Origin of the sequence: Rathayibacter sp. AY1A4 (genome assembly GCF_002930955.1) — a bacterium.
Lineage (GTDB): Bacteria > Actinomycetota > Actinomycetes > Actinomycetales > Microbacteriaceae > Rathayibacter.
The window spans coordinates 45,940-69,917 of the sequence record NZ_PSTN01000017.1; the positions used below are offsets into that span (position 1 = coordinate 45,940).

Here is a 23,978-nt window from a genome sequence, read left to right on the forward strand (position 1 = left end):
ACGCACCGGGACGAACGGAGGACACCATGGTGGCGCAGCAGACTCGGGGTGTGCTCTTCGTGCACTCCGCCCCCCGCGCGCTCTGCCCCCACCTCGAGTGGGGGACAGGTCGCGCCCTTGGTCGTGCCGTGAACTTCGCCTGGATCGAGCAGCCCGTGCTCCGCAGCACGCTGCGCGCCGAGTTCGCCTGGGAGGGCCCGGTCGGAACCGGTGCCGTCATCGCGTCCGCTCTCCGCGGCTGGGCCGACGTCCGCTACGAGGTCACCGAGGAGCCCTCTCCCGGCGTCGACGGCGGCCGCTGGATGCACACGCCCGAGCTCGGCATCTTCTACGCGCAGACCGACAGCGCGGGCAACACCGTCGTGCCCGAGGACCGCATCCGCTCCGCCATGGAGCTCGCCGGCGCCGATCCCATCGAGCTGCACCGCGAGCTGCGCCTCGCCCTCGGCCAGGCCTGGGAGGACGAGCTCGAGCCCTTCCGCTACGGCGGCGACTTCGCCCCCGTCGTCTGGATGCACGGGGTCGGCTGAGCTCATTCGACGCCGCTCCTCGCGCGGCGTCGCGCAGTCGGCTCGGGCGGGTGGTCGGGTTCCGTGGAGCGGCCGGCGGCCGGCGACGCCGATCCGCTGGCACGCGGATCGGCGGATATGCCTCGCGGGGACCGCCCGCCTCGCTGAACCAGGCGGCCAGCGGACCCCCGTTCCGGCAGAGGCCCGCCTCGAAGTCGCGTCGTCACCTCGCGGTTGCCGCTCGCTGGCACGTCGACCAGACGGTCGGCGGAGCACCGCGTTCCGGCGGAGGGCGTCGGAAGACTCGTGGACCCGCCCGCACCTCTGTCGCGCACGACGCCGACGGCTCGAGTATTGGCGAGTCGCACGCTCCCCACGAGCGAAGCCGCCCTGATCCGAGCATCCGACCCGGGTCGCGGCGAAGCCCGCGCTCCCCTCGAGCACAGCTGCTTGAACCGAAGCCTTCTACCCGAGCCGCGGCGAAGCCCGCGCTCCCACCGGACAGCTTCGTTGATCCGAGCGTCCGACCCGAGTCGCGGCGAGGCCCGCGCTCCCACCCGGACAGCTTCGTTGATCCGAGCATCCGACCCGAGCCGCGGCGAAGCCCGCGCTCCCCACCAGCACGGCGTGCTCACCAGCCCGCACCAGACGGCGGCGCAGATCCCTCGCGGCACGAGGCGTATCCGGGGATCCGCGTTCCAGCGGATCACCGTCGCCGCACCGCACCGGCCCTCGGAAACCCCGCCCCCCTCCCCAGCGGACGCGCCTGCGCCGCGCAAGGAGCGGCGCAGCCCGCTTTCCGCACGGTGGAGCGGGGCTACGCCCCGCTACACCGTCCGGAAAGCGGCAACAGCATTGTGCCCCCCGAACCCGAACGAGTTCGAGATGGCGACCAGCGGTCCGTCGCCGAGGGCGCGGGGGCTGGTGACGACGTCGAGGGGGATCTGGGGGTCCTGCTCGAAGAGGTTGATGGTGGGGGGTGCGGTGCGCTCGTGGAGGGCGAGCACGGTGAAGATGGCCTCGAGCGCGCCGGTGCCGCCGAGGAGGTGGCCGGTGGACGCCTTGGTCGCGGAGACGGCGATGTTCGGGAGGTGGTCGCCGAAGACGCGCAGCAGGGCGCGGTACTCGGCGATGTCGCCGACCGGGGTGCTCGTCGCGTGGGCGTTGACGTGGGTGACGTCGGTGAGCGCGGCTCCGGCCTGCTCGAGGGCGCCGATCATGGCGCGGGCGGCTGCGGAGCCCTCGGGGTCCGGCGCCGTGATGTGGTACGAGTCGCTGGTGACGGCGCCGCCGGCGAGTTCCGCGTAGATGCGGGCTCCGCGGGCGAGGGCGTGCTCCTCGGTCTCGAGGATGAGCGTCGCGGCGCCTTCTCCGAGGACGAAGCCGTCGCGGGAGACGTCGTAGGGGCGCGAGGCGGTCGCCGGGTCGTCGTTGCGGCGCGAGAGGGCCTGCATCGACGCGAAGGCGGCGATCGGGAGCGGGTGGACGACCGACTCCGTGCCGCCGGCGACGACCACGTCGGCGAGGCCGAGCTGCATGTGCTCGTAGGCGTTCGCGAGGGCCTCGGTGCTGGAGGCGCAGGCCGACACGTCGGTGCGGGCGTAGGCGCGGGAGGGGATGGCCATGCTGATCGCGGCGGCGGCCGCGTTGGGCATGAGCATCGGGATGGTCATCGGGAGGACCCGGCGGGGACCGCGCTCGCGGAGGGTGTCCCACGCGTCGACGAGGGTCCAGAGGCCGCCGATGCCGGTCGAGTAGTCGACGCCCACGCGGAGCGGGTCGACGTCGGTGATGCCGGAGTCGGCCCAGGCCTCGCGGGCCGAGATGAGCGCGAACTGGCTGGAGGGGTCGAGGCGCTTCGCCTCGGGGCGGGAGAGCACCTCCTCCGGGCGGACCTTGGCCTGGGCGGCGAAGGTGACCGGGATGTCGTACTGAGCGACCCAGTCCTGCTCGAGGGAGCGGACGCCTGATTCGCCGGCGAGGAGTGCGTTCCAGGACTCCCGGGCGGTCCCGCCGAGGGGAGTGCTGGCACCGATTCCGGTGACGACGATCTTCTTGGTCATGACGAGCTTCTCTGTTCCGTGTGGGTGGGTGCCGGGCTCACCCCGGCCGACGATCGCCGGCCGGGGTGTCCGCCACGAGGACGGGGTGCGCGGGCGACGACTACTCGGACGCCTTGACGATGAAGCGGACCGCGTCGCCGACCGTCTTGAGGTTCTTGACCTCGTCGTCGGGGATCTTCACGTCGAACTTCTCCTCGGCGTTGACGACGATGGTCATCATCGAGATGGAGTCGATGTCGAGGTCGTCGGTGAACGACTTGTCCATCTCGACGGAGTCGGTGGCGATGCCCGTCTCGTCGTTGACAAGCTCGGCCAGGCCGGCGAGGACTTCTTCGTTGGACAGTGCCATGGTTCTCTCCTTGGGGGTTCTTCGGGTGTTCGTCAGTGACCGTAGGTCAGTTTAGGGGTGGGGTCGCGCCGGTCACGGGAGCACCACGACCTGCGCGCCGAACACCAGTCCGGCGCCGAAGCCGATCTGCAGCGCGAGTCCGCCGTGCAGCTCCGGGTGCTCCTCGAGCAGGCGGTGGGTGGCGAGCGGGATCGACGCGGCGGAGGTGTTGCCGGTGGTCTCGATGTCGCGGCCGATAGCGACGGTCTCGGGCAGCTTCAGCTGCTTCGCGAGCTCGTCGATGATGCGCATGTTCGCCTGGTGAGGGATGAACGCGGCGAGGTCCTCGGGCTGGACGCCCGCCTCCGCGAGCGCCTGCTTGGCGACCTTGGCCATCTCCCAGACCGCCCAGCGGAAGACCGACGGGCCGTCCTGGCGGAGGGTGGGCCATTCGGCGGTGCCGTCGCGGTAGGCCGCGAGCGGGTTGTCCATGCCGACTGTGTCCCACTTGGAGCCGTCGGATCCCCACACGGTCTTCGAGATGCCGGCGGTGTCGCTGGGGCCGACGACCGCGGCGCCCGCGCCGTCGCCCAGGAGGAAGGAGATGCTGCGGTCGGTCGACTTGACCAGCTCGGACAGCTTCTCGGCTCCGACGACGAGCACGTACTCGGCCAGGCCGGAGCGGATGAAGGAATCGGCCTGAGCGATGCCGTAGGTGTAGCCGGCGCAGGCGGCCGAGATGTCGTACGCCGGGGCGGGGTTCGCGCCGATGCGGTCCGCGAGGAGCGCGGCCAGCGACGGGGTCTGCACGGTGTTGCTGATCGTGGAGACGAGCACGACGCCGATCTGGTCCGGGCGGATGCCCGCCTTCTCGATCGCCTCGAGGGAGGCGGTGGTCGCGAGGTCGACCGCGTGGATGTCGGCGGAGGCGCGGCGGCGCTCGATGATGCCGGTGCGCTGGCGGATCCACTCGTCGGAGGAGTTGATCGGCTCGATCAGGTCGTCGTTCGGGACGACGAGGTCGCCGCGTGCCGCGCCGATGCCGAGGATCCGGGTGTACGCGCTGCCGCTGGACTGGGTGAGGGAAGGGGTCGTCATGGGGTCTCTCCTGCTAGGCGGCGTGCTCGTCGAGGAAGGCGCGGGCGGCGTCCACGTCGTCGGGGGTCGTGATGGCGATGCTCGGCACGCCCTTGAGGCCGCGCTTGGCGAGGCCGACCAGCGCGCCGGCGGGTGCCAGCTCGATGATCCCGGTGACGCCCGCGTCGGCGAAGGCCGCCATGCAGAGGTCCCAGCGGACGGGGGAGGCGACCTGGCCGACGAGCAGCTCGAGGAACGCGGCACCGGAGTCTACGACCGACCCGTCGCGGTTCGTCCAGAGCCGGAGCGTCGGGTCGGAGGGGGTCAGCCCGGCGGCGACGCCGGCGAGGGAGTCGCGGGCGGGCGCCATGTAGCGGGTGTGGAAGGCGCCGGCCACCTGCAGGGGGATCACGCGGGTCCCGCGGAGCGGCTCCGCCTTGAGCGCCTCGAGCGCGTCGACCGCGCCGGCGACGACGATCTGCCCGCCGCCGTTGTAGTTGGCCGGCTCGAGGCCGAGCTCGTCGAGACGGGCGATCAGGGCCTGCTCGTCGCCGCCGAGGACCGCGCTCATCGCGGTCGGCTCGGCGGCGGCCGCAGCGGCCATGGCACGGGCGCGCTCGCGGACGAACACCAGCGCGTCGGCCTCGGTGAGGACCCCGGCTCCGGCGGCCGCGGTGATCTCGCCGACGGAGTGGCCGGCGATGCCCGCGATGCGCTCGCGCCGTCCGCCCTCGAGGAGGGCGGCGAGGCTCACGAGTCCCGCGGAGACGATCAGGGGCTGGGCGACCGCGGTGTCGCGGATGGTGTCCGCGTCCGAGACGGTGCCGTGCGCGGCGAGGTCGATGCCGACCGCCTCCGAGTGCGCGGCGACCTGCTCGGCCACGGAGGGGATCTCGAGCCAGGGGGCGAGGAATCCGGGGGTCTGGGAGCCCTGACCCGGGGCGACGACGACGATCACGGTATCCAGTCTTCCGATCTGCGCTCGCACGTGCGGCGCGTGGAGCCACTGACAAAGCACAAAGAGCTTGTCGCGGGTCTACAAGTGTTCAGGGGCGGGAGGGGTTCGGCGAGCAGACGGCCTCAGCGGCGGGACGGCTTCCGGCGGACGGCGCCGTCCGGGTCGCTCATGGAGCCGAGGATGAGGGCGGACTGGAGGATGAGCGCCTCGCGGGCGCCCGTCGCGTCCCAGCCGATCACCTCGGCGACCCGCTTGAGGCGGTAGCGCACCGTGTTCGGGTGCACGAACAGCTCGCGGGCGGTCGCCTCAAGGGAGCGGCCGTTGTCGAGGTAGGCCCACAGCGTGGTCAGAAGCTCGGTCGAGTGCTTCTGCAGGGGCCGGTAGATCTGCGTGATGAGGCTCTGCCGGGCGAGCGGGTCGCCCGCGAGGGCGCGCTCGGGAAGGAGGTCGTCGGCGTTGACCGGTCGCGGCGCGTTCCGCCAGGAGCGGGCGACCGCGAAGCCGGCGAGGGCCGCGCGGGCGCTGCGGGACGCCTCGACCAGGGTCGGCACCTCGTGGCCGAGGACGAGGTGGCCCGTCCCGAAGCCGGGCTCGAGCGCCTCCGCGATCTCGAGGAACGCGACCGGCGGGCCGGTCTCCTCCGTGGCGTTCTCGCTCGGCTCGGCGCGGCCGATGACCAGGACGAGCCGGCTGCCCTGCACGCCGATCAGCACGTCGGCGTCCATGTGCCGCGCCGTGCGGCGCAGCTGGTCGACGTCGAGCATCTTGGGGGCGGTGCCCACCAGGACGGCGACCTCGCCGTGGCCGTGCCAGCCGAGGGCGGCGATCCGGCTGGGCAGCTCGTCGTCGGCCTCGCCCGTGAGGATCGAGTCGACGACCAGCGCCTCCAGGCGCGCGTCCCAGAGGCCTCGGGCCTCGGCGGCGCGCGCGTAGACGTCGGCCGCGGCGAAGGCGATCTCGCGCGAGTAGAGGAGGATCGCCTCGCGGAGGTCCTCCCCGCCGTTCTTGATCCGGTCCTCGACGACCTCGACCGTCACCTTGATCAGCTGCAGCGTCTGCGTCAGCGAGACGGAGCGCAGCAGCTCGCGGGGAGCGGCTCCGAACACGTCCGCCGCGATCCACGGCGTGGCCGACGGGTCGTCGAACCACGAGATGAACGAGGTGATGCCGGCCTGGGCGACGAGGCCGACCGCCGAGCGCCGACCGGGGGGCATGCTGCCGTACCAGGGCAGCGTGTCCGCGAGGCGCTTGATCGTCTGCGTCGAGAGCTCACCGGCGAGGGTGCGCAGCCAGGCGAGGGTCTGCTCCTTCGTGCGGGGAGCGCCCGGCCGGGTGGCCGGACGCTCCGCCGCAGGAGCAGGACCCCGCGCACTCGACGGTGCGGGTTCCTGCGAGAGCACGGACTCGTCCGTCAGCTCTCGCCGCCCGCGTTGCCGGTGGTGCCGGCGTTGACGTCGAGGAGGCGGTACTTCTCGATCGCCTGGACCGCGAGCGAGGGGTCGACCTCGCCGCGCTTGGCGAGCAGCTGCAGCGTCCGCACGACGACCGAGGGGCCGTCGATCTGGAAGTAGCGCCGCGCCGCCGCACGGGTGTCCGAGAAGCCGAAGTCGTCCGCGCCGAGCGTCGCGAAGTCGCCCGGGATGAACTGGCGGAGCTGGTCGGGGACCTGGTGCGAGAAGTCCGAGACGGCGACGAAGGGACCCTTCGCGTCGGCCAGCTTCTGCGTCACGTACGGCACCTGCTCGGCGTCCTCGGGGTGGAGGAAGTTGTGCTGCTCGGCCTTGATGCCGTCGCGGCGCAGCTCGTTCCACGAGGTGACCGACCAGACGTCCGCCGAGACGCCCCAGTCCTCGGCGAGGAGCTTCTGCGCCTCGATCGCCCACGGCACGGCGACGCCCGAGGCGAGGAGCTGGGCCTTCGGCCCGTCCCACTGACCCCAGGAGATGCGGTGGATGCCGCGGACGATGCCCTCGACGTCGACGTCCTCCGGCTCCTTCGGCTGCACGATCGGCTCGTTGTAGACCGTGATGTAGTACATGACGTTCGGGTCGGTGTGCTTCCCGCCGTACATGCGCTCGAGTCCGGACTGCACGATGTGCGCGATCTCGTACCCGTAGGCCGGGTCGTAGCTCACGACGGCGGGGTTGGTCGCCGCGAGGATCGGGGAGTGCCCGTCCGCGTGCTGGAGGCCCTCGCCGGTCAGCGTGGTGCGTCCCGCGGTGGCGCCGATCATGAAGCCGCGCGACATCATGTCGCCGGCCGCCCAGATCGCGTCGCCCGTGCGCTGGAACCCGAACATCGAGTAGAAGACGTAGACCGGGATGAGCGGCTCGCCCTGCGTCGAGTACGAGGTGCCGATCGCGGTGAACGCCGCGAGGGCGCCCGCCTCGTTGATGCCGACGTGGAGGATCTGGCCCTGCGGGCTCTCCTTGTAGGCCAGGAGGAGCTCGCGGTCGACCGACGTGTAGTGCTGGCCGCGCGGGTTGTAGATCTTCGCGTTCGGGAAGAACGCGTCCATGCCGAAGGTGCGCGCCTCGTCCGGGATGATCGGGACGACGCGGTTGCCGAAGTCCTTCGAGCGGAGGATGTCCTTCAGGATGCGGACGAACGCCATGGTGGTGGCGATCTCCTGCGTCCCGGAGCCCTTCTTGCCGACCGCGTACGCCGAGTCCTCGGGAAGGTTCAGCTGCGTGTACTTCGAGCGGCGCTCGGGGAGGTAGCCGCCGAGCGCGCGGCGGCGCTCCTGCAGGTACTCGATCGCCTCGTCGTTCTGACCGGGGTGGTAGTACGGCGGGAGGTAGGGGTTCTCCTCGAGCTGCGCGTCCGTGATCGGGATGCGCATGGTGTCGCGGAACGACTTGAGGTTGTCCAGCGTCATCTTCTTCATCTGGTGGGTCGCGTTGCGGCCCTCGAAGCTGCGGCCGAGACCGTAGCCCTTGATGGTGTGGGCGAGGATGACGGTGGGCTGGCCCTTGTGCTCCGTCGCGGCCTTCATGGCCGCGTAGATCTTGCGGTAGTCGTGGCCGCCGCGGCGCAGGCCCCAGATCTGCTCGTCGGAGTAGCCCTCGACGAGCTTCTTGGCGCGCGGGTCGCGGCCGAAGAAGTTCTCGCGGACGTAGGCGCCGTCCTCCGTCTTGTAGGTCTGGAAGTCGCCGTCGGGCGTCTTGTTCATCAGGTCGAGCAGCGCGCCCTCGGTGTCGCGGGCGAGCAGGTCGTCCCACTCGCGGCCCCAGATGAGCTTGATGACGTTCCAGCCCGCGCCGCGGAAGTACGACTCGAGCTCCTGCACGATCTTGCCGTTGCCGCGGACGGGTCCGTCGAGGCGCTGGAGGTTGCAGTTGACGATGAAGTTCAGGTTGTCGAGGCCGTCGTTCGCGGCGACCTGGAGCTGACCGCGCGACTCGACCTCGTCCATCTCGCCGTCGCCGAGGAACGCCCAGACCTGCTGGTCGGAGGCGTCCTTGATGCCGCGGTTGGTGAGGTACTTGTTCGCCTGCGCCTGGTAGATCGCGTTGATCGGGCCGAGGCCCATCGACACGGTCGGGAACTGCCAGAACTCCGGCATGAGCCGCGGGTGCGGGTAGCTGGAGAGCCCGCCGCCCCGGTGCGACTTCTCCTGGCGGAAGCCGTCGAGCTGGTGCTCGCTCAGGCGTCCCTCGAGGAAGGCACGCGCGTACGGGCCGGGGGAGGCGTGGCCCTGGATGAAGACCTGGTCGCCGCCGCCCGGGTGGTCCTGGCCGCGGAAGAAGTGGTTGAAGCCGACCTCGTACAGCGAGGCGCTCGACGCGTACGTCGAGATGTGGCCGCCGACCCCGATGCCGGGACGCTGCGCGCGGTGCACGAGGATGGCCGCGTTCCAGCGGATCCACGCGCGGTAGCGGCGCTCGACGTCCTCGTCGCCCGGGAAGTCGGGCTCGTTCTCGGGCGCGATGGTGTTGATGTAGTCCGTGGTGGGCACCATCGGCACGCCGAGGTGGAGCTCCTTGGAGCGCTTGAGGAGGCTGAGCATGACGTCGCGCCCGCGACCCCGGCCCCGCTCCTCGACGAGCGCATCGAGCGACTCGTTCCACTCCGACGTTTCCTCGGGGTCCGAGTCCACGTGACCGACGGAATACGGGTCCTGATCGTTAACAGTCACCCTCGACCTCTCTCTGGGGGCAGATCGTGCCCGAGACATCACTCTCATGAAGCGGTGCGGATCCGCGGATCCGGGGCTCGGATGACGAGCCGCGCGCGGGCACCTCCGTCAGCCTAGCGATTCCCGTGCCCCGAACCTGGAATCGCACTGTGGTGATCCACGAGGGATGTGCGCCGACGACTGTAGGAGAGCGCCAGACGGGACGCGTCGACCGGCCCGTGATCGGGGGAGACGGGCCGTTCCTTGGAGTCTGCGCGGAGCGGGTCTAGCATTGCCCCTCGTGCTCGCGCGACTCTCGTGCGCACGGAAGGACATCGGACCGATGGCTCTCGAGAAGCTGACCCTGGCTCCCGACTTCGAACTCGCGAACCAGTACGGCGAGCGCATCCAGCTGGGCGACTTCCACGGGCGGCGCAATGTCGCCCTGGTGTTCTTCCCCCTCGCCTTCTCCGGCACCTGCACGGGCGAGTTCTGCGCGCTGCGCGAGAACCTCTCCCTCTTCGAGCACGCCGACGTGGAGCTGATCGGCATCTCGGTCGACTCCAAGCACACGCTGCGCGCCTGGGGCGAGAAGCAGGGCTACGACTTCACGCTCCTCTCCGACTTCTGGCCGCACGGCGACGTCGCCAAGCAGTACGGCGTGTTCACCGAGGCGAAGGGCTACGCGACCCGCGCGACCTTCCTCATCGACAAGGCCGGCGTCATCCGGGACACGTTCATGACCGCCCCGGGCGAGCCGCGCTCGATCGACGCCTACCGCGCCGCGATCGACGCGCTCGCCCCCGCGCACGTGTGACCCTCCGGAGGCGGACCGCCCCGGTCGTCAGCTGAGGATGTTGACGGCCCGCGAGATCACGAGAGCCAGCAGGACGAATCCGGTGAACGCCTCGGCGATCATCAGGAGCTTCATCCGGCTCGACAGCGGCATCGTGTCGGTCGGGCTGAACGCCATGGTGTTCGTCGTCGAGACCGAGAGGTAGTCGACGAAGCCGGGCCGCCAGTCGGCGCGCTCGGAGGAGGTCGCGGCGACCTCGGGCGCGGTGTCGCGGTAGGTGTCCTGCGGGAAGGCGAAGTCGGCCGCCGGCAGCTCGGTGCGGGGAAGCGTTCCGCGGGCGACCGGACCGCCGCGGTCGAGCTCCCAGAACAGCAGCGCGTACGCGACGACGTTGGTGACCCAGACCTGGAGTGCGGTGAGCAGCAGCGGCGGGCCGTCGGCCGTCCCGTCGACGAGGTCGATCACCACGGCGACCACGTTCACCTGGTTCGCCACGGCGAGCACGACCGCCAGGGCGATGGAGACCCCGCGCGACCAGCGCGTCTCGCTGTCGAGCCGGTGCGGGTTGACGACGAACAGCGGCACGAGCAGTGCGAGCGTGATGCCGGCGGCGACGAGGCGGACCACCGAGGTGTCGGCGCTGTGGCCGGCCACGTTCAGGGCGACGGCCACCAGGATCGCGGCGGAGGCGGGCCAGCGGCTCTCGGCGCGCCGCCTCGCCCGGGAGTCGCTGTCGGCGGTCATGTGCCGAGGCTAGTGCCCGCAGGGGGCCGCTCCGCCTGCCGTAGGATCGAGTCGATCGTCCGCGGGTGCTCCCGCGACGGGGGCCTTTAGCTCAGTTGGTAGAGCGCCACGTTTACACCGTGGATGTCATCGGTTCGAGCCCGGTAGGGCCCACCACCTCCGACGATCGGACACTGCGCGTCAGCGGGACTGGCGGCGCTTGTAGGGCTTCGGCTGGCCCTTGACGATCGGGGCGCGCCCGGTCCCCTTGGAGGCCTTGGCCTTGCCTCCCGACTTCGGGGCCGCCTCCGGCTCGTCGCCGAGCGCGGCGAGCTCCTCGCGGGCCGAGGCGAGGTGCTGCCGCCCGGCCGCGGTGAGGGTCGTGGCGGCGGCACCGGGCTCGAAGAGCGGCTTGCCGAGGTCGAGCTCGACGGCGGCGACGGAGGAGTCGAGCTTCTGCCGCGAGATGCCGAGGCGCTCGGCGGCGCGCACGAAGTGCAGCTCCTCGGCGACCGCCACGAAGTGGCGCAGCTGGCTGATCTTCATCCCGAACCCTTCACGGCCGCTCCCTGCGGCACGACCACGGTACGCGGTCCGGAAGGGGGCGCCGACCGCCGGGAGCGCCGGCGGGAGCGGCATCGACCCGTCGATCCGCGCCAGAGGACCCGGCGGACATTGCCGGACGGAGGCGGGAGGCCTACGGTCGCGCCCGTGGGCGGTCCCGAAGCCGGCCACGGAGAGAGGCCGACGTGGGCGCGCTCATCTACAGCTCGATCGCGTCGCTCGACGGCTACGTGAACGACGCGGACGGCGGATTCGCCTGGGCGGAGCCGCGACCCGCCGTGCACCGCTTCATCACGGAGCGGGAGGGGCGAGTGCGCACGTACCTGTACGGGCGGCGCATGTACGAGGTCATGCGCGCGTGGGAGCAGACCTGGGCCCTCGCGGAGGAGTTCGCGTTCATCCGCGACTTCCAGGAGATGTGGCGAGCGGCCGACAAGGTCGTGTACTCGACGACGCTGGAGTCGGCCGAGACCCGCCGCACCCGCGTCGAGGGCGGGTTCGACCCGGTCGTCGTCGCCGCGCAGGTCAGCGCCGCCGACCACGACGTCTCGATCGGCGGGCCGACCCTCGCCCGGCACGCGCTGCTCGCCGGGATCGTCGACGAGGTGCAGGTCTACACGGTGCCGGTGGCGGTGGGCGGCGGGACCCACTTCCTCCCGTGCGGGTTCCACGCGCGCCTCGACTTGCGCGAGGAGCACCGCTTCGCCGACGGCACGGTCTTCACGCGCTACAGCGTGCGGCGCTGAGACCGGCTACTCGGCGCCGACCAGCGCGGCGATCCGCGAGGCGAGCCGGGCGCCCTGAGCACGTCCGGCGCGGGCGGAGGCGGCGCGGACGGCCGGGTCGAGCGAGTTCGGGCCGAAGGCGCGCACCGACTCCTCGTCGGCGTAGAGCACCTCGACCCGCGAGTCCGCGAGGGCGTCGAGCTCGCCGGTCGGGATCAGGCCCGCGCCGGGCGTGCCGACTCCCGGCAGCGGAGTGACGATCAGGACCCAGTCGGCTCCCGCGGCGAGGTCGGCGTTGCTGCCGGAGCGCACGCCGCCGTCCATGTAGCGGACGCCGTCGATACTGACGGGAGGCCAGACCCCGGGGACGGCGCAGCTGGCGGAGATCGCGTCGACGAGGCCGACACCGCTCTCGCGGTCGAACACGCGCAGCTCACCGGTGGCCGTGTCGACCGCGGTGATGAGCAGACGCTGCTCGGGCCAGTCGGCGTCGCCCACGCGGGCCGAGATGACGGCCCGGCGCGTGTCCTCGGGGAGCGTCTCGGCCTCGAGCGCGAGGGTGCCGATGCGGCGCCGCGCGTCCTGGGGCGAGGTCGCGCCCTCGACGGCCGCGGCGAAGAGGGCCTGGAGGCGCTCACCGTCGACGTCCGCTCCGATCTCGGCGGACTCCTCCTGGAGCTGGGCCTCGTACGACTCGTCGAGGCTGGTGCCGGTGCTCAGCTGCGCGGCGACCGCGGAGCCCGCGGAGGTGCCGATGAAGGTCGTCGACGGATCGAGCAGGAGGCGGGCCGCCTCGGGGGAGGCGTCGGCGAGGCCGCGGAGGACGCCGAGCTCCCAGGCGATTCCGGCTAGGCCGCCGCCGGCGAGGACGAGTGCACCAGGCATGGGGGAGGTCCTTTCGATCAGGATCAGGAGGGGGCGGGCGCTGCGGAGCGCCGCAGCACCAACGCTGTCACATCGTCGTGAGCGTCGTCTGCGAGAGCATGCAGACGCTCGAAGAGAGCGGGGTCGTCGTTGCTCCGCACCAGCTCGGCGAGACGGTCGAGCGCGTCGAGGCGCCCGCCGAAGACGTCGAGCAGGCCGTCGCTGCAGGAGAAGAGCGCATCGCCGGGGGCGAGCACGCGCTGCTCCTCCTCCCAGGAGACGTCGGCGGCGATGCCGAGCGGGACGCCCGTGGAGGCGAGCCTCTCCGTGGTGCCGTCGGCGCGCAGCAGGAGGGTGAGGCCGTGGCCGCTGTCCACGAACGAGACGGCGCCGCTCGCGAGGTCGACCCGGGCGATCAGCGCGGTCGCGAACATGCCGGTCGCGGTCAGGTCGGGCAGGAGCTGGCGGTTGACGGCCTCGACGGCTGCCGCGGGAGGGAGCTCCGGCCGCGCCTGGAACGCGGAGCGGATCGCGGAGGCGACGATCGCCGCCGACACGCCCTTGCCCATCACGTCGACCAGCTCGAGGGAGAGGTCGTCCCCGCTGCGGCGCCACGCCGTGTAGTCGCCGGCGACGTCGTGCAGCGGCGTGGTCAGCGAGTCGAGGCTCCACTCGCCGAGGTCGAGGCGCTGGGGCCGGAGCCGCTCCTGCGTCTCGCTCGCGCGTCCGGAGAAGGCGATCTCGCGCAGCTCCCGCTCGGCCCACCGGCCGAGGTCCTCGAGGATCTCGCGCTCCTCCTCCGAGAAGCCGCGCACCTCGCTGTCGATGATGCAGATCGTGCCGACGCGGAGGCCGTCCCCGACGACGAGCGGACGGCCCGCGTAGAAGCGCACGTGAGGGGATCCGGTGACGACTCCGCGGTCGGCGAACCGCGGATCGGCGGTGGCGTCCTCGACGACGAGGATGTCGCCCTGCTGGACCGTGACGTCGCACATCGAGTCGGCGCGCAGCATCCTGCTCGCCCGCGCCGAGCGCTGGGGCGACTTCGTGAACTGCGTCGACTCCTCGAGGATGTTGATCTCGGCGAGGGGGACGCGCAGGAGTCGGCGGGCGACGCGGGTGATCCTGTCGAAGCGCTCCTGGGGGGTGCTCAGGCCGATCCCGAGCTCGGCGATCGCGGCGAGGCGGGCGCGCTCGGTCGGCTCGCTCACGTGCGGGTCCGGGCGAGTGCCCAGAGGTTCTGCCCGTCGACACGGCGGTAGGAGAACTCGGTGACGAGGGCGTGGATGAACGGGATCCCGCGGCCTGCCTCGTCCCACTCGTCCGGCATGTCGCGGGGGTCGGCGACCTCGGCGGGCGCCTCCTCGGCGGAGTCGTTGAGCGAGGCGCGCAGCTCGGTCGCGTCGACGCGGATCTCGACCAGGCAGATGATGTGCCGGTACGACCGGGCGTGCTGGACGATGTTCGAGGTCAGCTCGACCAGCGCGGTCTCGAACGACATCCGGTCGACCGGCGCGACGCCCGGCTCCTCGAGCCACAGCTCCTCGAGCGCCTCGTGGACGGCGGTGACGCCGTCCTCGGGCGGCGTGCGCACGACGAAGGAGCGCTCAGGCACGGTAGGCCTCCTCGACGGTCTCGGCGCTCCCGAGCAGGCGGTCGAGGTTGGACAGGCCGAGCACCATGGCGGGCTGCTCGCCGGCGGCGGCCACGCGCAGCTCGCCGCCCGCCTTCCGCGCCTCCTTGAGTCCGGCGACGAGGACGCCGAGCCCGGACGAGTCGAGGAACTCGACGGCCGCCAGGTCGACGACCACGCGGACCTCTCCCGCCTCGAGCGCGCGCTGGAGGACCGCTTCGAGCTCCCACGCCGTGGACAGGTCGAGCCTGCCGACGGGGCGGATCACCACGATGTCGGGCTCGATCCGCTCGGTGCTGATCCTCGAGGTGGGCTCCATGGTGTCCTCCTGACGGGACGGCACGCGGTTCCGCAGGGCTCGGAGACGTGGTGAGGACGCGGTCGGGCGCGCGACCGAGGGGCTCCGGATCCGATGCGGGGGTGAATCGGGGAGTTCGTCCGCCTCCGACCGTACAAGGGAACGGGGCGCCCCGTGGGAGGCGTGACCGCATCCGCGCTGCGACAGGCGGTGGGCGGCCCCGGGGAGGAGGCCCCGCTCAGCCCCTCGCGGCGGCGAGAGCGTCGGCGGCGAGCCGCACGGAGGCGTCCCGGCCGGTCAGCCAGAGCGGCACGGAGCGGGCGCGGAGGCCCGCCGACTCGAGCGCCGGGACCGCGTCCGCGTCCTCCTCGCCGACGAGCCAGGCGTCGAGGAGGCCGCCCCCGCTCCGGGCTCCGTAGTGCCGGCCGACGGCCTCGGCGGAGGTCTCGACGCCGATCGCGGCGAGGCAGGCGTCGGCCATGCCGCGCACCACCGCGCCTCCGATGACGGGGGAGACGCCCACGACGGGTGCGGAGGTCCGGCGGAGGGCGTCCGCGATCCCGGGCACTCCGAGGATCGTGCCGATCGAGACGACGGGATTGGAGGGGGCGACGAGTACCGCGTCGGTGTCGGCGATCGCCTCCAGCACGCCCGGGGCGGGGCGGGCGCTCTCCACCCCCTGCTGGACGAAGCGGCGCGCGGGCGCGGACGCCCGAAGCCGCACCCACCACTCCTCGAAGTGGAGGAGCCGCACGCCCTCGCCGGGAAGGTCGACCTCGACGTGGGTCTCGACGTCCTGGTCCGACATCGGCAGCAGGCGGACCCCCAGCGGCCAGCGGGCGGTGATCCGCGCGGTCGCCTCCGAGAGGGTGAGGCCGTCGCGCAGCATCGAGCTGCGGGCGATGTGGGTGCCGAGGTCGAGGTCGCCCAGGGTGAACCACGGCCAGCCGACGCCGAAGGCGGTGAGCTCGGCCGAGACCCGCTCGCTCTCGCCGGCCCGCCCCCAGCCGCGCTCCGTGTCGTTCACTCCGCCGAGCGCGTAGGTGATCGAGTCGAGGTCGGGGCAGACCTTGAGGCCGGTGAGCCACATGTCGTCGCCGGTGTTGACGACGACGGTGATCTCGCTCGCCTCGCCGCCGGCGGCCTCGAGATCGCTGAGGTGCTCGCGGACCGCCGAGGTGAAGCGGGCGCCGCCGACGCCTCCGGCCAGGATCGTGATGCGCATCCGCCCACGCTAGCGGCACCGACGGATTCCTCCCCCGGCGAGCCTTAATGCTGCGGATCCGCGCCGGAAACACCGGGGAAACGTCGAACCCCGACGATGAAGCCCTGTCCCCGGAGCCGGACGGTCCGTCATTGCCTTCGGGCCCGGCGGGGACCACAGTGGGTCCACGTCCCCGGCTCCGCACCGCCCGGCGGAGCACACCGGAGCCGGACAGGGACGCCCGAGCATGGAGGTACCGATGACCATCGTCCGCGCAGCGATCACCCAGACGACCTGGACCGGCGACAAGGAGTCGATGCTCGACAAGCACGAGCAGATGGCCCGGGACGCCGCAGCCGACGGCGCGCAGATCGTCTGCTTCCAGGAGCTGTTCTACGGCCCGTACTTCGGCATCACCCAGGACAAGAAGTACTACCGCTACGCCGAGCCCGCCGACGGGCCGATCGTGCAGCGCTTCGCGGCCCTCGCGAAGGAGCTGGGCGTGGTGATGATCCTCCCGATCTACGAGGAGGAGCAGACCGGCGTCTACTACAACACCGCGGTCGTGGTCGACGCCGACGGGACGATCCTCGGCAAGTACCGCAAGCACCACATCCCGCACCTGGACCGCTTCTGGGAGAAGTTCTACTTCCGGCCCGGGAACCTCGGCTACCCGGTCTTCGACACCGCCGTCGGCAAGATCGGCGTCCACATCTGCTACGACCGCCACTTCCCGGAGGGCTGGCGGGAGCTGGGCCTGAACGGCGCCCACCTCGTCTTCAACCCCAACGCCACCAAGCCCGGCCTGTCGAACCGCCTCTGGGAGGTCGAGGGCCCGGCGGCCGCGGTGGCGAACGGCTACTTCGTGCTGCAGCCCAACCGCGTCGGCCGGGAGGACAACGAGTACGGCGACCTCGCGGTCGACTTCTACGGCACCAGCCAGATCATCGATCCGCGGGGGGAGTTCGTCGGCGAGCGGGGCTCGGGCGAGGCCGAGGAGATCCTGATCCGCGACCTCGAGATGGACATGGTGCAGGAGATGCGCGACGACTGGCAGTTCTACCGGGACCGCCGGCCGGAGTCGTACACCAGCATCCCGAAGCCGTGACCGCAGACCGAGACGGGGAAGACCGATGAAGACCCTCATCACAGGCGGGACGGTCGTCAACGCGACCGGCACCGGAGCAGCAGACGTCCTGATCGACGGCGAGACCATCGCCGCCGTCCTCGCCCCCGGCTCCACGCTGCTGGGCTTCGACCTGGCGGCCCGCGTCGACCGGGTGATCGACGCGAGCGGCAAGTACGTCATCCCGGGCGGGATCGACGCGCACACGCACATGGAGATGCCGTTCGGCGGCACCTCCGCCTCGGACACCTTCGAGACCGGCACGCGCGCAGCGGCCTGGGGCGGCACGACGTCGATCGTCGACTTCGTGGTGCAGTACCCGGGCGAGAGCGTCGTCGACCGGTTCCAGGCGTGGCAGGAGAAGGCGGCCGGCAACTGCGCGATCGACTACGGCTTCCACCAGATCCTCTCGGACGTGCAGGACTCCTCGCTCGTCGCGATGGACGAGCTGATGCGCGAGGGGGTGACCAGCTTCAAGCTGTTCATGGCCTACAAGGGCGTGTTCCTCTCGGACGACGGGCAGATCCTCCGGGCGTTCCAGAAGGGCGCGGAGAACGGCGCGATGATGATGATGCACGCCGAGAACGGCGCCCTCATCGACGAACTGGTGAAGCAGACCCTCGCCGCCGGGAACACCGCGCCGTACTTCCACGGCACCTCGCGGCCGTGGCAGGCGGAGGAGGAGGCGACGCACCGGGCGATCATGATCGCGGACCTCACCGGCGCGCCGCTCTACGTGGTGCACGTGTCGGCGAAGCAGGCGGTGGAGCAGATCGCGCAGGCCCGCGACCGCGGGATGAACGTGTTCGGCGAGACCTGCCCGCAGTACCTGTACCTCTCGCTGGAGGACCAGCTCGGCGCGTCCAGTGAGCAGTGGGGCGGCTTCGAGGGCGCGAAATGGGTGTGCTCGACGCCGCTGCGCTCGAAGGCGGAGGGGCATCAGCACCACATGTGGCAGTCGCTGCGCACCAACGACATCCAGATGGTCTCGACCGACCACTGCCCCTTCTGCATGAAGGGCCAGAAGGACATGGGGATCGGCGACTTCTCGAAGATCCCCAACGGCATCGGCTCGGTGGAGCACCGGATGGACCTGATGTACCAGGGCGTGGTGTCGGGGCAGATCTCCCTGCCGCGCTGGGTCGAGCTCACCTCGACCACCCCGGCGCGGATGTTCGGGATGTACGGGAGGAAGGGCGTCATCCAGCCCGGCGCCGACGGCGACGTCGTCGTGTACGACCCGAGCGGGCACACCTCGATCGGGATCGGCGAGGGCCGCAGCCACCACATGAACATGGACTACTCGGCCTGGGAGGGCTTCGAGATCGACGGCCACGTCGACACGGTGATCTCCCGCGGCAGGGTCGTCGTCGACGACGGCTCCTACGTCGGCACGAAGGGCGACGGTGCGTACATCCCGCGCGGTCTGAGCCAGTACCTGATCTGAGCCGGCACCCGATCCGAGCCAGCACCTGATCGAGCAGAAGGAACCCCATGGACTTCGGAGTCGTCCTCCAGACCAACCCGCCCGCCTCGCGCACCGTCGCGCTCGCCGTCCTCGCGGAGACGCACGGCTTCGACTACGCGTGGACCTTCGACTCGCACCTGCTCTGGCAGGAGCCCTACGTGATCTACTCGCAGATCCTCGAGAGGACGCACCGGATCACGGTCGGCCCGATGGTCACCAACCCCGCCACGCGCGACTGGACGGTCATCGCCTCGCTGCACGCGACGCTCAACGAGATGTACGGGAACCGCACGGTGTGCGGCATCGGCCGCGGCGACTCCGCGGTGAGGGTGACCGGAGGAGCTCCGACGACGCTCAAGACGCTGCGGGAGTCGATCCACGTCATCCGCGAGCTCGCCAACAGCCGTCCGGTCGAGTACAACGGCCAGACGCTGCAGTTCCCGTGGAGCCGGGGCTCGTCCCTGGAGATGTGGGTGGCCGCCTACGGCCCGCTCGCCCTGAAGCTCGCGGGCGAGGTCGGCGACGGCTTCATCCTGCAGCTGGCCGACGTGGACATCGCGCGCTGGATGATCGGCGCCGTCAAGGAGGCGGCGGCGAACGCCGGCCGGGATCCCGAGTCGCTGCAGTTCTGCGTCGCGGCGCCGATGTACATCGGCACCGACCGGGAGCACATGCGCGACCAGTGCCGCTGGTTCGGTGGGATGGTCGGCAACCACGTGGCCGACATCGTGGGCCGCTACGGTGCCTCCGGAGCGGTGCCGCAGGCGCTGACGGACTACATCGCCGGGCGCGAGGGCTACGACTACAACGAGCACGGCCGCGCGGGCAACAGCCACACCGCCTTCGTGCCGGACGAGATCGTGGAGCGCTTCTGCGTGCTGGGCACGGCGGACGAGCACATCGAGAAGCTCCGGGCGCTCGCCGACATCGGCGTGACGCAGTTCGCGGGATACCTCCAGCACGACAACAAGGAGGAGACGCTGCGCGTGTACGGCGAGCGGGTCATCCCGGAGCTGCGCGAGCACATCGTGGCCCGCGCATGAGACCGGCCCTCGCGCGCGGGCTCGTGCTCGGCGCCGGCGGGCTCCTCCTGCTCGCGCTCGTGTGGGAGGGCTGGAAGGCGCTCGGGCCCGAGGCCGGGGTGGTCGTCGGAGGAGTCACGGTGCTCCCGCGCACGAGCGCCATCGCGATGCCCCACCTCTGGGAGATCGCGGCCCGGCTCGGCGAGCCGGTCACCGGAGCGCGGAACGCCCCGGCGCTCTGGTCGGCCGTCCTGGGGGCGAGTGCCTTCTCGCTCGGGATCGCCGCGGTCGGCTGGGTCGTCGGCACCGTCGTCGGACTGCTCCTGGCTCTCCTGATGCAGCGGTTCCGCACGGCGGAGTCGGCGGTGCTGCCCTGGATCGTGCTGAGCCAGACGGTGCCCCTGATCGCGATCGCCCCACTGGTGCGGCGCTGGGGGTCGCAGCTCGAGCTCGGACCGGTGACCTGGGAGAACTGGATGTCGGTGGCCCTGATCGCCTCCTACCTCGCGTTCTTCCCCGTCTCGATCGGGGCGCTCCGCGGGCTCGGCTCGCCGACGGCCCACCAGGTCGAGCTGATGCACGTCTACGGCGTCGGCTGGTGGAAGACGCTGGTGCGCCTGAGGCTCCCGGCGAGCGTGCCCTACCTGCTGCCGGCCCTCCGGCTCGGAGCGGTCAGCGCCGTCGTCGGCACGATCGTCGCCGAGGTCTCGATCGGCCTGCGCGGCGGGATCGGCCGCATGATCATCGAGTTCGCCTCCGCTGCCGGAGGCGACCCCGCCAAGCCCTGGGCGCCGATCCTCGGGGCGGTGCTGGTGGGCCTCGCGGCCGCCGGCGCCGTCGCTCTGCTCGGCACCCTCCTCCGTCCGTACCGCCGAGGGGAGCAGCCCGCATGAGCCCTGCAGGATCCGCGGTCGTCGTCGACTCCGTCACGAGGACCTTCACCACCGCCCGCGCCGCGAGCGTCACGGCGCTCCAGGACGTCTCGCTCGAGGTGGCCGCGGGGGAGTTCGTCTCGCTGATCGGCCCGTCCGGCTGCGGCAAGTCGACGCTGCTGCGGCTGATCGCCGACCTCGACGAGCCGGACTCCGGCTCGATCGCCGTGTTCGGCAAGACGGCCCGGCAGGCGAGGCTCGACCAGGACTACGGGATCGCGTTCCAGCAGGCAGGCCTCCTGCCGTGGCGCACGATCCGGGCGAACATCGCCCTGCCGCTGGAGCTGCACGGCGTCGCCGCGACCGCCCGGCGCTCGCGCGTCGACGAGCTGCTGGCGCTGGTCGGGCTCGGCGACTTCGCCGACTCCTACCCGGACCAGCTCTCCGGCGGGATGCAGCAGCGCGTCGCCATCGCGCGGGCGCTCGCCGAGAGCCCGCGCCTGCTCCTCATGGACGAGCCGTTCGGGGCGCTCGACGAGATGACCCGCGAGCGGATGCAGACGGAGCTGCTGCGGATCCGGCGCGAGACCGGCGCCGCCGTTGTCTTCGTCACCCACTCGATCCCGGAGGCGGTGTTCCTCTCGGACCGCGTCGTGGTGATGTCGCCGCGGCCGGGCAGGATCCGCGACGTCCTCCCGGTCGGACTCCCCGGAGCATCCGAGCGCGACGCGGCGGTCAGGGAGGACACGGCGTTCTTCCGCGACGTGAGCGCCGTGCGCGAGCTGCTGCACGGCGATCCCGCCGCCGTGCCGCGCGGAGTGGAGAACCGGTGAGCACGACGGCGCTGGCGCGCAGCGTGCTCGCGCCGCTCGTGCTCGGGATCGCCGCGGTCCTGCTCTGGCAGGCCGGGGTCACCGCTCTGGCGATCCAGCCGTTCGTGCTCCCGTCGCCGCTGGCGATCGGACAGGAGTTCGCCGCGAACCTCGGCTCCGTCGCCGAGGGCAGCGCGGTGACCGGCCGCAACGCGCTGGTCGGCCTGCTGGTCGGCGCGGTGCTGGCGGTCGTGGTCGCCGGGCTCTCGGCGCTCGCGCGGGTCTTCGACGGACTGGTCGCGCCGATCGTGGCCGCGGCCGCCGTCGTGCCGATCGTCGCCCTCGCTCCGGTGCTCTACACGATGTTCGGAGCGAACGCCGAGACCGCGAGGCAGCTCGTCGCGGCGCTCGCCGTGTTCGTGCCGGTGTACGTGACGACGCTGCGCGGGCTGCGGCAGGCCGCTCCGGTGCACCGCGACCTGCTGAAGGCCTACGCGGCGACCCCCTGGCAGACCGCCCGCACGATCACGCTGCCGGGAGCAGTGCCCTACGTCTTCACAGGGCTGCGCATCGCCTCCTCGCTCGCGGTGATCTCGGCGCTGGTCGCCGAGTACTTCGGCGGACCCGTGGGCGGGCTCGGCAAGTCGATCACGACGGCGGCCTCGGGCAGCGACTACGCGCTCGCCTACGCCTACGTCCTGGGCGCTGTGCTCGTCGGCCTCGCGTTCTACTGCGTGACGGCCGCGCTCGAGGCGTTCGCGCTGCGCCGCGGCCGGCTGCGCTGAGCGCGGCGCCGCGCGTCCCCGCACCCTCCTCGATCCTCCCGATTCCCGATTCCCGACTCCACCCGACGCACCATCCGCACCGCCCGCATCATCAGCGCCACCTGCACCACAGCACCACCTGCACCGCCGCACCACGGGGCGCGCCGCACCGGCGACCCCGCAGACCGCACCAGGAGGACCCGTGACCAGACGCACCCGCATCACCCTGACGACGACCGCCGCCTTCGCGGCCGTGGGCCTCGCGCTCACCGGCTGCAGCGCCTCCGGCGGCTCCGACCCGGGGTCGGACTCCGGCTCCGGCGGCCTCACGCCGGTCACCCTGCAGCTGCAGTGGGTGGCCCAGGCGCAGTTCGCCGGGTACTACGCCGCGCTCGACCAGGGCTACTACGAGGACGAGGGCCTCGACGTGACGATCGCCGAGGGAGGCGGCGACATCGTCCCCCAGGACGTGCTCGCCTCGGGCGACGCGGACTACGCCATCTCCTGGGTGCCCAAGGTCCTCGGCTCGATCGAGCAGGGGGCCGGGATCACCGACGTCGCGCAGATCTTCGAGCGCAGCGCCACCACGCAGATCTCCTTCAAGGACAAGGGGATCACCTCGCCCGCCGACCTCGCCGGGAAGAGCGTGGGCAGCTGGGGCTACGGCAACGAGTGGGAGCTGTTCGCCGGCATGCAGAAGGACGGCGTCTCCCTCGACGACATCTCGCTGGTGCAGCAGCAGTTCGACATGAACGGCTTCCTCGCGGGCGACATCGACGCGGCCCAGGCGATGACCTACAACGAGTACGCCCAGGTCCTCGAGACCGTGAACCCCGCCACAGGCGAGCTGTACCAGCCGGACGACCTGAACGTCATCAGCTGGAACGACATCGGGACCGCGATGCTCCAGGACGCGATCTGGGCGGACGCGGGCAGGCTCGCCGACGACGACGCGTACGCCGAGCAGACGGTCGCCTTCATCAAGGCCTCGATCAAGGGCTGGATCTTCGCGAAGGACGACCCGCAGGCGGCGGCCGACATCGTCACCGCGGCCGGATCCACGCTCGGCACCAGCCACCAGCTCTGGATGACCAACGAGGTCAACAAGCTGATCTGGCCCTCGACGAGCGGCGTCGGGATGATCGACGAGGCCGCGTGGCAGCAGACGGTCGACATCGCGAAGGAGACGGAGAACGAGACGGGCGCGACGATCATCAGCGCGGACCCGCCCGCCACCGCCTACTCGAACGAGTACGTCGAGAAGGCGCTCGCGGAGCTCGCCGACGAGGGAGTGGACACGAGCGGTGCCGACTACGCGCCGATCGACGTGACGCTGGAGGCCGGCGGCGCCTGAGCCCGGACTCCGCCCCTCCCGGCTTCTCCCGGCCCCTCCGGCCCCGGAGGGGGCCGGGAGGGGTAGGCTGGACCCTCGTGACTACTTTCAAGAAGACGCCGTTCACCGTGAACGTGCGCGACCTCGTGAGGCGACCGGGCGAGATGCGCGAGCACCGCCTCGAGCTCGAGGCGCCGGAGCAGTTCGGCGAGGGGATCGTCGCGGTCCGCAAGGGATCGGCCGTCGATCTCGACGTCCGGCTCGAGTCCGTGCACGAGGGGATCCTGGCCAGTGTCGAGGTGTCGGCGAGGGCCGACGGCGAGTGCAGCCGGTGCCTGACCGACATCTCCCTGCCTGTCGATGTCGAGTTCCAGGAACTTTTCGCGTACTCTTCTGACGAAGCTTTCGACTATGAGGTTCACGACGACCACGTGGATCTTGAACCTCTGGTCAGGGATGCGGTGGTTCTGTCGCTGCCGTTCCAGCCGGTCTGCCGGCCGGACTGTCCGGGCCTCGACCCCGTCACGGGGGAGCGGCTGGCCGATTCCTCCACGCCCGAACCCGAGGCGCCGCGCGACTCCCGGTGGGCCGCGCTCGCAGGGTTGAGCGAGGGGGACGGCGGGGCCGCAGCGCCCGGAGCTTCCACCGACAGAGCTTCCGCAGACAGCGGTGAGGGCGCGACCGCCCGCACCGAATCCGACTAGAGGTAGAGAAGAGAGAAT

Annotated in this window: 24 protein-coding genes and 1 tRNA gene; 12 read left to right on the forward strand and 13 right to left on the reverse strand. The window is 71.6% G+C overall.

Annotation, left to right across the window (positions count from 1 at the left end; all coding sequences use genetic code 11):
- Nucleotides 1-26 precede the first annotated feature (26 nt).
- Complete coding sequence (locus C5B92_RS11290; protein ID WP_104226674.1) at nt 27-530, forward strand: DUF3145 domain-containing protein; 504 nt, start codon at nt 27-29, stop codon at nt 528-530.
- 806 nt (nt 531-1,336) lie between these two features.
- Here the strand turns inward: C5B92_RS11290 and C5B92_RS11295 are convergent.
- The 6 genes from C5B92_RS11295 to aceE form a co-directional block, all read right to left on the reverse strand.
- A complete protein-coding gene (locus C5B92_RS11295; protein ID WP_104226673.1) occupies nt 1,337-2,572 on the reverse strand; it encodes a beta-ketoacyl synthase in 1,236 nt (411 codons plus the stop codon).
- A gap of 100 nt (nt 2,573-2,672) precedes the next feature.
- Nucleotides 2,673-2,921: an acyl carrier protein gene (locus C5B92_RS11300; RefSeq protein ID WP_104223463.1), complete on the reverse strand. Its 249-nt coding sequence runs from the start codon at nt 2,919-2,921 to the stop codon at nt 2,673-2,675.
- A gap of 72 nt (nt 2,922-2,993) precedes the next feature.
- Nucleotides 2,994-3,998, reverse strand: coding sequence for a beta-ketoacyl-ACP synthase III (locus C5B92_RS11305; RefSeq protein ID WP_104223464.1), 1,005 nt, complete (start codon nt 3,996-3,998; stop codon nt 2,994-2,996).
- Nucleotides 3,999-4,011: 13 nt separating this feature from the next.
- Nucleotides 4,012-4,935 carry an ACP S-malonyltransferase gene (locus tag C5B92_RS11310; RefSeq protein WP_104226672.1) on the reverse strand — a complete coding sequence of 308 codons (924 nt, stop codon included), beginning with the start codon at nt 4,933-4,935 and terminating at the stop codon, nt 4,012-4,014.
- 122 nt (nt 4,936-5,057) lie between these two features.
- Nucleotides 5,058-6,224 carry a CdaR family transcriptional regulator gene (locus C5B92_RS11315; RefSeq protein ID WP_181028812.1) on the reverse strand — a complete coding sequence of 389 codons (1,167 nt, stop codon included), beginning with the start codon at nt 6,222-6,224 and terminating at the stop codon, nt 5,058-5,060.
- Between the two features lie 122 nt (nt 6,225-6,346).
- Entirely contained in the window at nt 6,347-9,073 is a 2,727-nt protein-coding gene (aceE, locus tag C5B92_RS11320) for a pyruvate dehydrogenase (acetyl-transferring), homodimeric type (RefSeq protein WP_104247522.1), read from the reverse strand.
- Between the two features lie 322 nt (nt 9,074-9,395).
- Here aceE and C5B92_RS11325 point away from each other — a divergent pair, with 322 nt between their 5' ends.
- On the forward strand, nt 9,396-9,869 hold the full coding sequence (locus C5B92_RS11325) for a peroxiredoxin (protein WP_104238203.1): 474 nt from the start codon (nt 9,396-9,398) through the stop codon (nt 9,867-9,869).
- Between the two features lie 27 nt (nt 9,870-9,896).
- Here C5B92_RS11325 and C5B92_RS11330 read toward each other — a convergent pair whose 3' ends face one another.
- Complete coding sequence (locus C5B92_RS11330; protein WP_104226669.1) at nt 9,897-10,592, reverse strand: hypothetical protein; 696 nt, start codon at nt 10,590-10,592, stop codon at nt 9,897-9,899.
- Between the two features lie 80 nt (nt 10,593-10,672).
- Between C5B92_RS11330 and C5B92_RS11335 the strand changes: the two genes are divergently transcribed.
- Nucleotides 10,673-10,748 (forward strand) — tRNA-Val (locus tag C5B92_RS11335).
- Between the two features lie 24 nt (nt 10,749-10,772).
- Here C5B92_RS11335 and C5B92_RS11340 read toward each other — a convergent pair.
- Complete coding sequence (locus tag C5B92_RS11340) at nt 10,773-11,117, reverse strand: LysR family transcriptional regulator (protein ID WP_104255722.1); 345 nt, start codon at nt 11,115-11,117, stop codon at nt 10,773-10,775.
- A gap of 203 nt (nt 11,118-11,320) precedes the next feature.
- On the opposite strand from C5B92_RS11340, the gene C5B92_RS11345 reads away from it, so the two are divergent.
- Entirely contained in the window at nt 11,321-11,881 is a 561-nt protein-coding gene (locus C5B92_RS11345; protein ID WP_104226668.1) for a dihydrofolate reductase family protein, read from the forward strand.
- A gap of 6 nt (nt 11,882-11,887) precedes the next feature.
- Here C5B92_RS11345 and C5B92_RS11350 read toward each other — a convergent pair whose 3' ends face one another.
- The 5 genes from C5B92_RS11350 to cofD all read right to left on the reverse strand — a co-directional run bounded on the left by C5B92_RS11350 (nt 11,888) and on the right by cofD (nt 15,880).
- Nucleotides 11,888-12,745, reverse strand: coding sequence for a patatin-like phospholipase family protein (locus C5B92_RS11350; RefSeq protein WP_104255721.1), 858 nt, complete (start codon nt 12,743-12,745; stop codon nt 11,888-11,890).
- 23 nt (nt 12,746-12,768) lie between these two features.
- Complete coding sequence (locus C5B92_RS11355) at nt 12,769-13,935, reverse strand: PP2C family protein-serine/threonine phosphatase (RefSeq protein ID WP_181028810.1); 1,167 nt, start codon at nt 13,933-13,935, stop codon at nt 12,769-12,771.
- The gene (locus tag C5B92_RS11360) at nt 13,932-14,339 is read right to left on the reverse strand and encodes an ATP-binding protein (protein ID WP_104223473.1); all 408 of its coding nucleotides are present in this window, start codon (nt 14,337-14,339) and stop codon (nt 13,932-13,934) included. Before C5B92_RS11360 ends, C5B92_RS11355 begins: the two co-directional genes overlap by 4 nt.
- Nucleotides 14,332-14,676 carry an STAS domain-containing protein gene (locus C5B92_RS11365; RefSeq protein WP_104255719.1) on the reverse strand — a complete coding sequence of 115 codons (345 nt, stop codon included), beginning with the start codon at nt 14,674-14,676 and terminating at the stop codon, nt 14,332-14,334. The genes C5B92_RS11360 and C5B92_RS11365 overlap by 8 nt, the downstream gene beginning before the upstream one ends.
- Before the next feature lie 217 nt (nt 14,677-14,893).
- Complete coding sequence (gene cofD, locus C5B92_RS11370) at nt 14,894-15,880, reverse strand: 2-phospho-L-lactate transferase (protein ID WP_104255718.1); 987 nt, start codon at nt 15,878-15,880, stop codon at nt 14,894-14,896.
- A gap of 238 nt (nt 15,881-16,118) precedes the next feature.
- Between cofD and C5B92_RS11375 the strand changes: the two genes are divergently transcribed.
- The 8 genes from C5B92_RS11375 to C5B92_RS11410 all read left to right on the forward strand — a co-directional run bounded on the left by C5B92_RS11375 (nt 16,119) and on the right by C5B92_RS11410 (nt 23,960).
- Entirely contained in the window at nt 16,119-16,967 is an 849-nt protein-coding gene (locus tag C5B92_RS11375) for a nitrilase-related carbon-nitrogen hydrolase (RefSeq protein ID WP_104255717.1), read from the forward strand.
- A gap of 25 nt (nt 16,968-16,992) precedes the next feature.
- Nucleotides 16,993-18,432 carry a dihydropyrimidinase gene (gene hydA, locus C5B92_RS11380; RefSeq protein WP_104255716.1) on the forward strand — a complete coding sequence of 480 codons (1,440 nt, stop codon included), beginning with the start codon at nt 16,993-16,995 and terminating at the stop codon, nt 18,430-18,432.
- A gap of 47 nt (nt 18,433-18,479) precedes the next feature.
- Entirely contained in the window at nt 18,480-19,496 is a 1,017-nt protein-coding gene (locus tag C5B92_RS11385; RefSeq protein WP_104238194.1) for a TIGR03842 family LLM class F420-dependent oxidoreductase, read from the forward strand.
- Nucleotides 19,493-20,368, forward strand: a complete 876-nt coding sequence (locus C5B92_RS11390; RefSeq protein WP_104223479.1) for an ABC transporter permease — start codon at nt 19,493-19,495, stop codon at nt 20,366-20,368. Before C5B92_RS11385 ends, C5B92_RS11390 begins: the two co-directional genes overlap by 4 nt.
- Nucleotides 20,365-21,180 carry an ABC transporter ATP-binding protein gene (locus tag C5B92_RS11395; protein ID WP_104226661.1) on the forward strand — a complete coding sequence of 272 codons (816 nt, stop codon included), beginning with the start codon at nt 20,365-20,367 and terminating at the stop codon, nt 21,178-21,180. Before C5B92_RS11390 ends, C5B92_RS11395 begins: the two co-directional genes overlap by 4 nt.
- The gene (locus C5B92_RS11400; protein ID WP_104255715.1) at nt 21,177-21,944 is read left to right on the forward strand and encodes an ABC transporter permease; all 768 of its coding nucleotides are present in this window, start codon (nt 21,177-21,179) and stop codon (nt 21,942-21,944) included. Before C5B92_RS11395 ends, C5B92_RS11400 begins: the two co-directional genes overlap by 4 nt.
- Before the next feature lie 181 nt (nt 21,945-22,125).
- Nucleotides 22,126-23,277 (forward strand): ABC transporter substrate-binding protein, encoded by a 1,152-nt coding sequence (locus C5B92_RS11405; protein WP_258061364.1) that lies wholly within the window; start codon nt 22,126-22,128, stop codon nt 23,275-23,277.
- Between the two features lie 143 nt (nt 23,278-23,420).
- The gene (locus C5B92_RS11410) at nt 23,421-23,960 is read left to right on the forward strand and encodes a DUF177 domain-containing protein (protein WP_104226701.1); all 540 of its coding nucleotides are present in this window, start codon (nt 23,421-23,423) and stop codon (nt 23,958-23,960) included.
- Nucleotides 23,961-23,978 lie beyond the last annotated feature (18 nt).

What these genes read in the sequence shown, in the direction of transcription:
- cofD (WP_104255718.1), bottom strand. Translation starts at nt 15,880, where the DNA reads ATGCGCATCACGATCCTGGCCGGAGGCGTCGGCGGCGCCCGCTTCACC.
- C5B92_RS11305 (WP_104223464.1), bottom strand. Translation starts at nt 3,998, where the DNA reads ATGACGACCCCTTCCCTCACCCAGTCCAGCGGCAGCGCGTACACCCGG.
- C5B92_RS11410 (WP_104226701.1), top strand. Translation starts at nt 23,421, where the DNA reads ATGCGCGAGCACCGCCTCGAGCTCGAGGCGCCGGAGCAGTTCGGCGAG.
- C5B92_RS11290 (WP_104226674.1), top strand. Translation starts at nt 27, where the DNA reads ATGGTGGCGCAGCAGACTCGGGGTGTGCTCTTCGTGCACTCCGCCCCC.
- C5B92_RS11390 (WP_104223479.1), top strand. Translation starts at nt 19,493, where the DNA reads ATGAGACCGGCCCTCGCGCGCGGGCTCGTGCTCGGCGCCGGCGGGCTC.
- C5B92_RS11330 (WP_104226669.1), bottom strand. Translation starts at nt 10,592, where the DNA reads ATGACCGCCGACAGCGACTCCCGGGCGAGGCGGCGCGCCGAGAGCCGC.
- C5B92_RS11350 (WP_104255721.1), bottom strand. Translation starts at nt 12,745, where the DNA reads ATGCCTGGTGCACTCGTCCTCGCCGGCGGCGGCCTAGCCGGAATCGCC.
- C5B92_RS11300 (WP_104223463.1), bottom strand. Translation starts at nt 2,921, where the DNA reads ATGGCACTGTCCAACGAAGAAGTCCTCGCCGGCCTGGCCGAGCTTGTC.
- C5B92_RS11295 (WP_104226673.1), bottom strand. Translation starts at nt 2,572, where the DNA reads ATGACCAAGAAGATCGTCGTCACCGGAATCGGTGCCAGCACTCCCCTC.
- C5B92_RS11365 (WP_104255719.1), bottom strand. Translation starts at nt 14,676, where the DNA reads ATGGAGCCCACCTCGAGGATCAGCACCGAGCGGATCGAGCCCGACATC.
- C5B92_RS11325 (WP_104238203.1), top strand. Translation starts at nt 9,396, where the DNA reads ATGGCTCTCGAGAAGCTGACCCTGGCTCCCGACTTCGAACTCGCGAAC.
- C5B92_RS11385 (WP_104238194.1), top strand. Translation starts at nt 18,480, where the DNA reads ATGGACTTCGGAGTCGTCCTCCAGACCAACCCGCCCGCCTCGCGCACC.
- C5B92_RS11395 (WP_104226661.1), top strand. Translation starts at nt 20,365, where the DNA reads ATGAGCCCTGCAGGATCCGCGGTCGTCGTCGACTCCGTCACGAGGACC.
- hydA (WP_104255716.1), top strand. Translation starts at nt 16,993, where the DNA reads ATGAAGACCCTCATCACAGGCGGGACGGTCGTCAACGCGACCGGCACC.
- C5B92_RS11375 (WP_104255717.1), top strand. Translation starts at nt 16,119, where the DNA reads ATGACCATCGTCCGCGCAGCGATCACCCAGACGACCTGGACCGGCGAC.
- C5B92_RS11340 (WP_104255722.1), bottom strand. Translation starts at nt 11,117, where the DNA reads ATGAAGATCAGCCAGCTGCGCCACTTCGTGGCGGTCGCCGAGGAGCTG.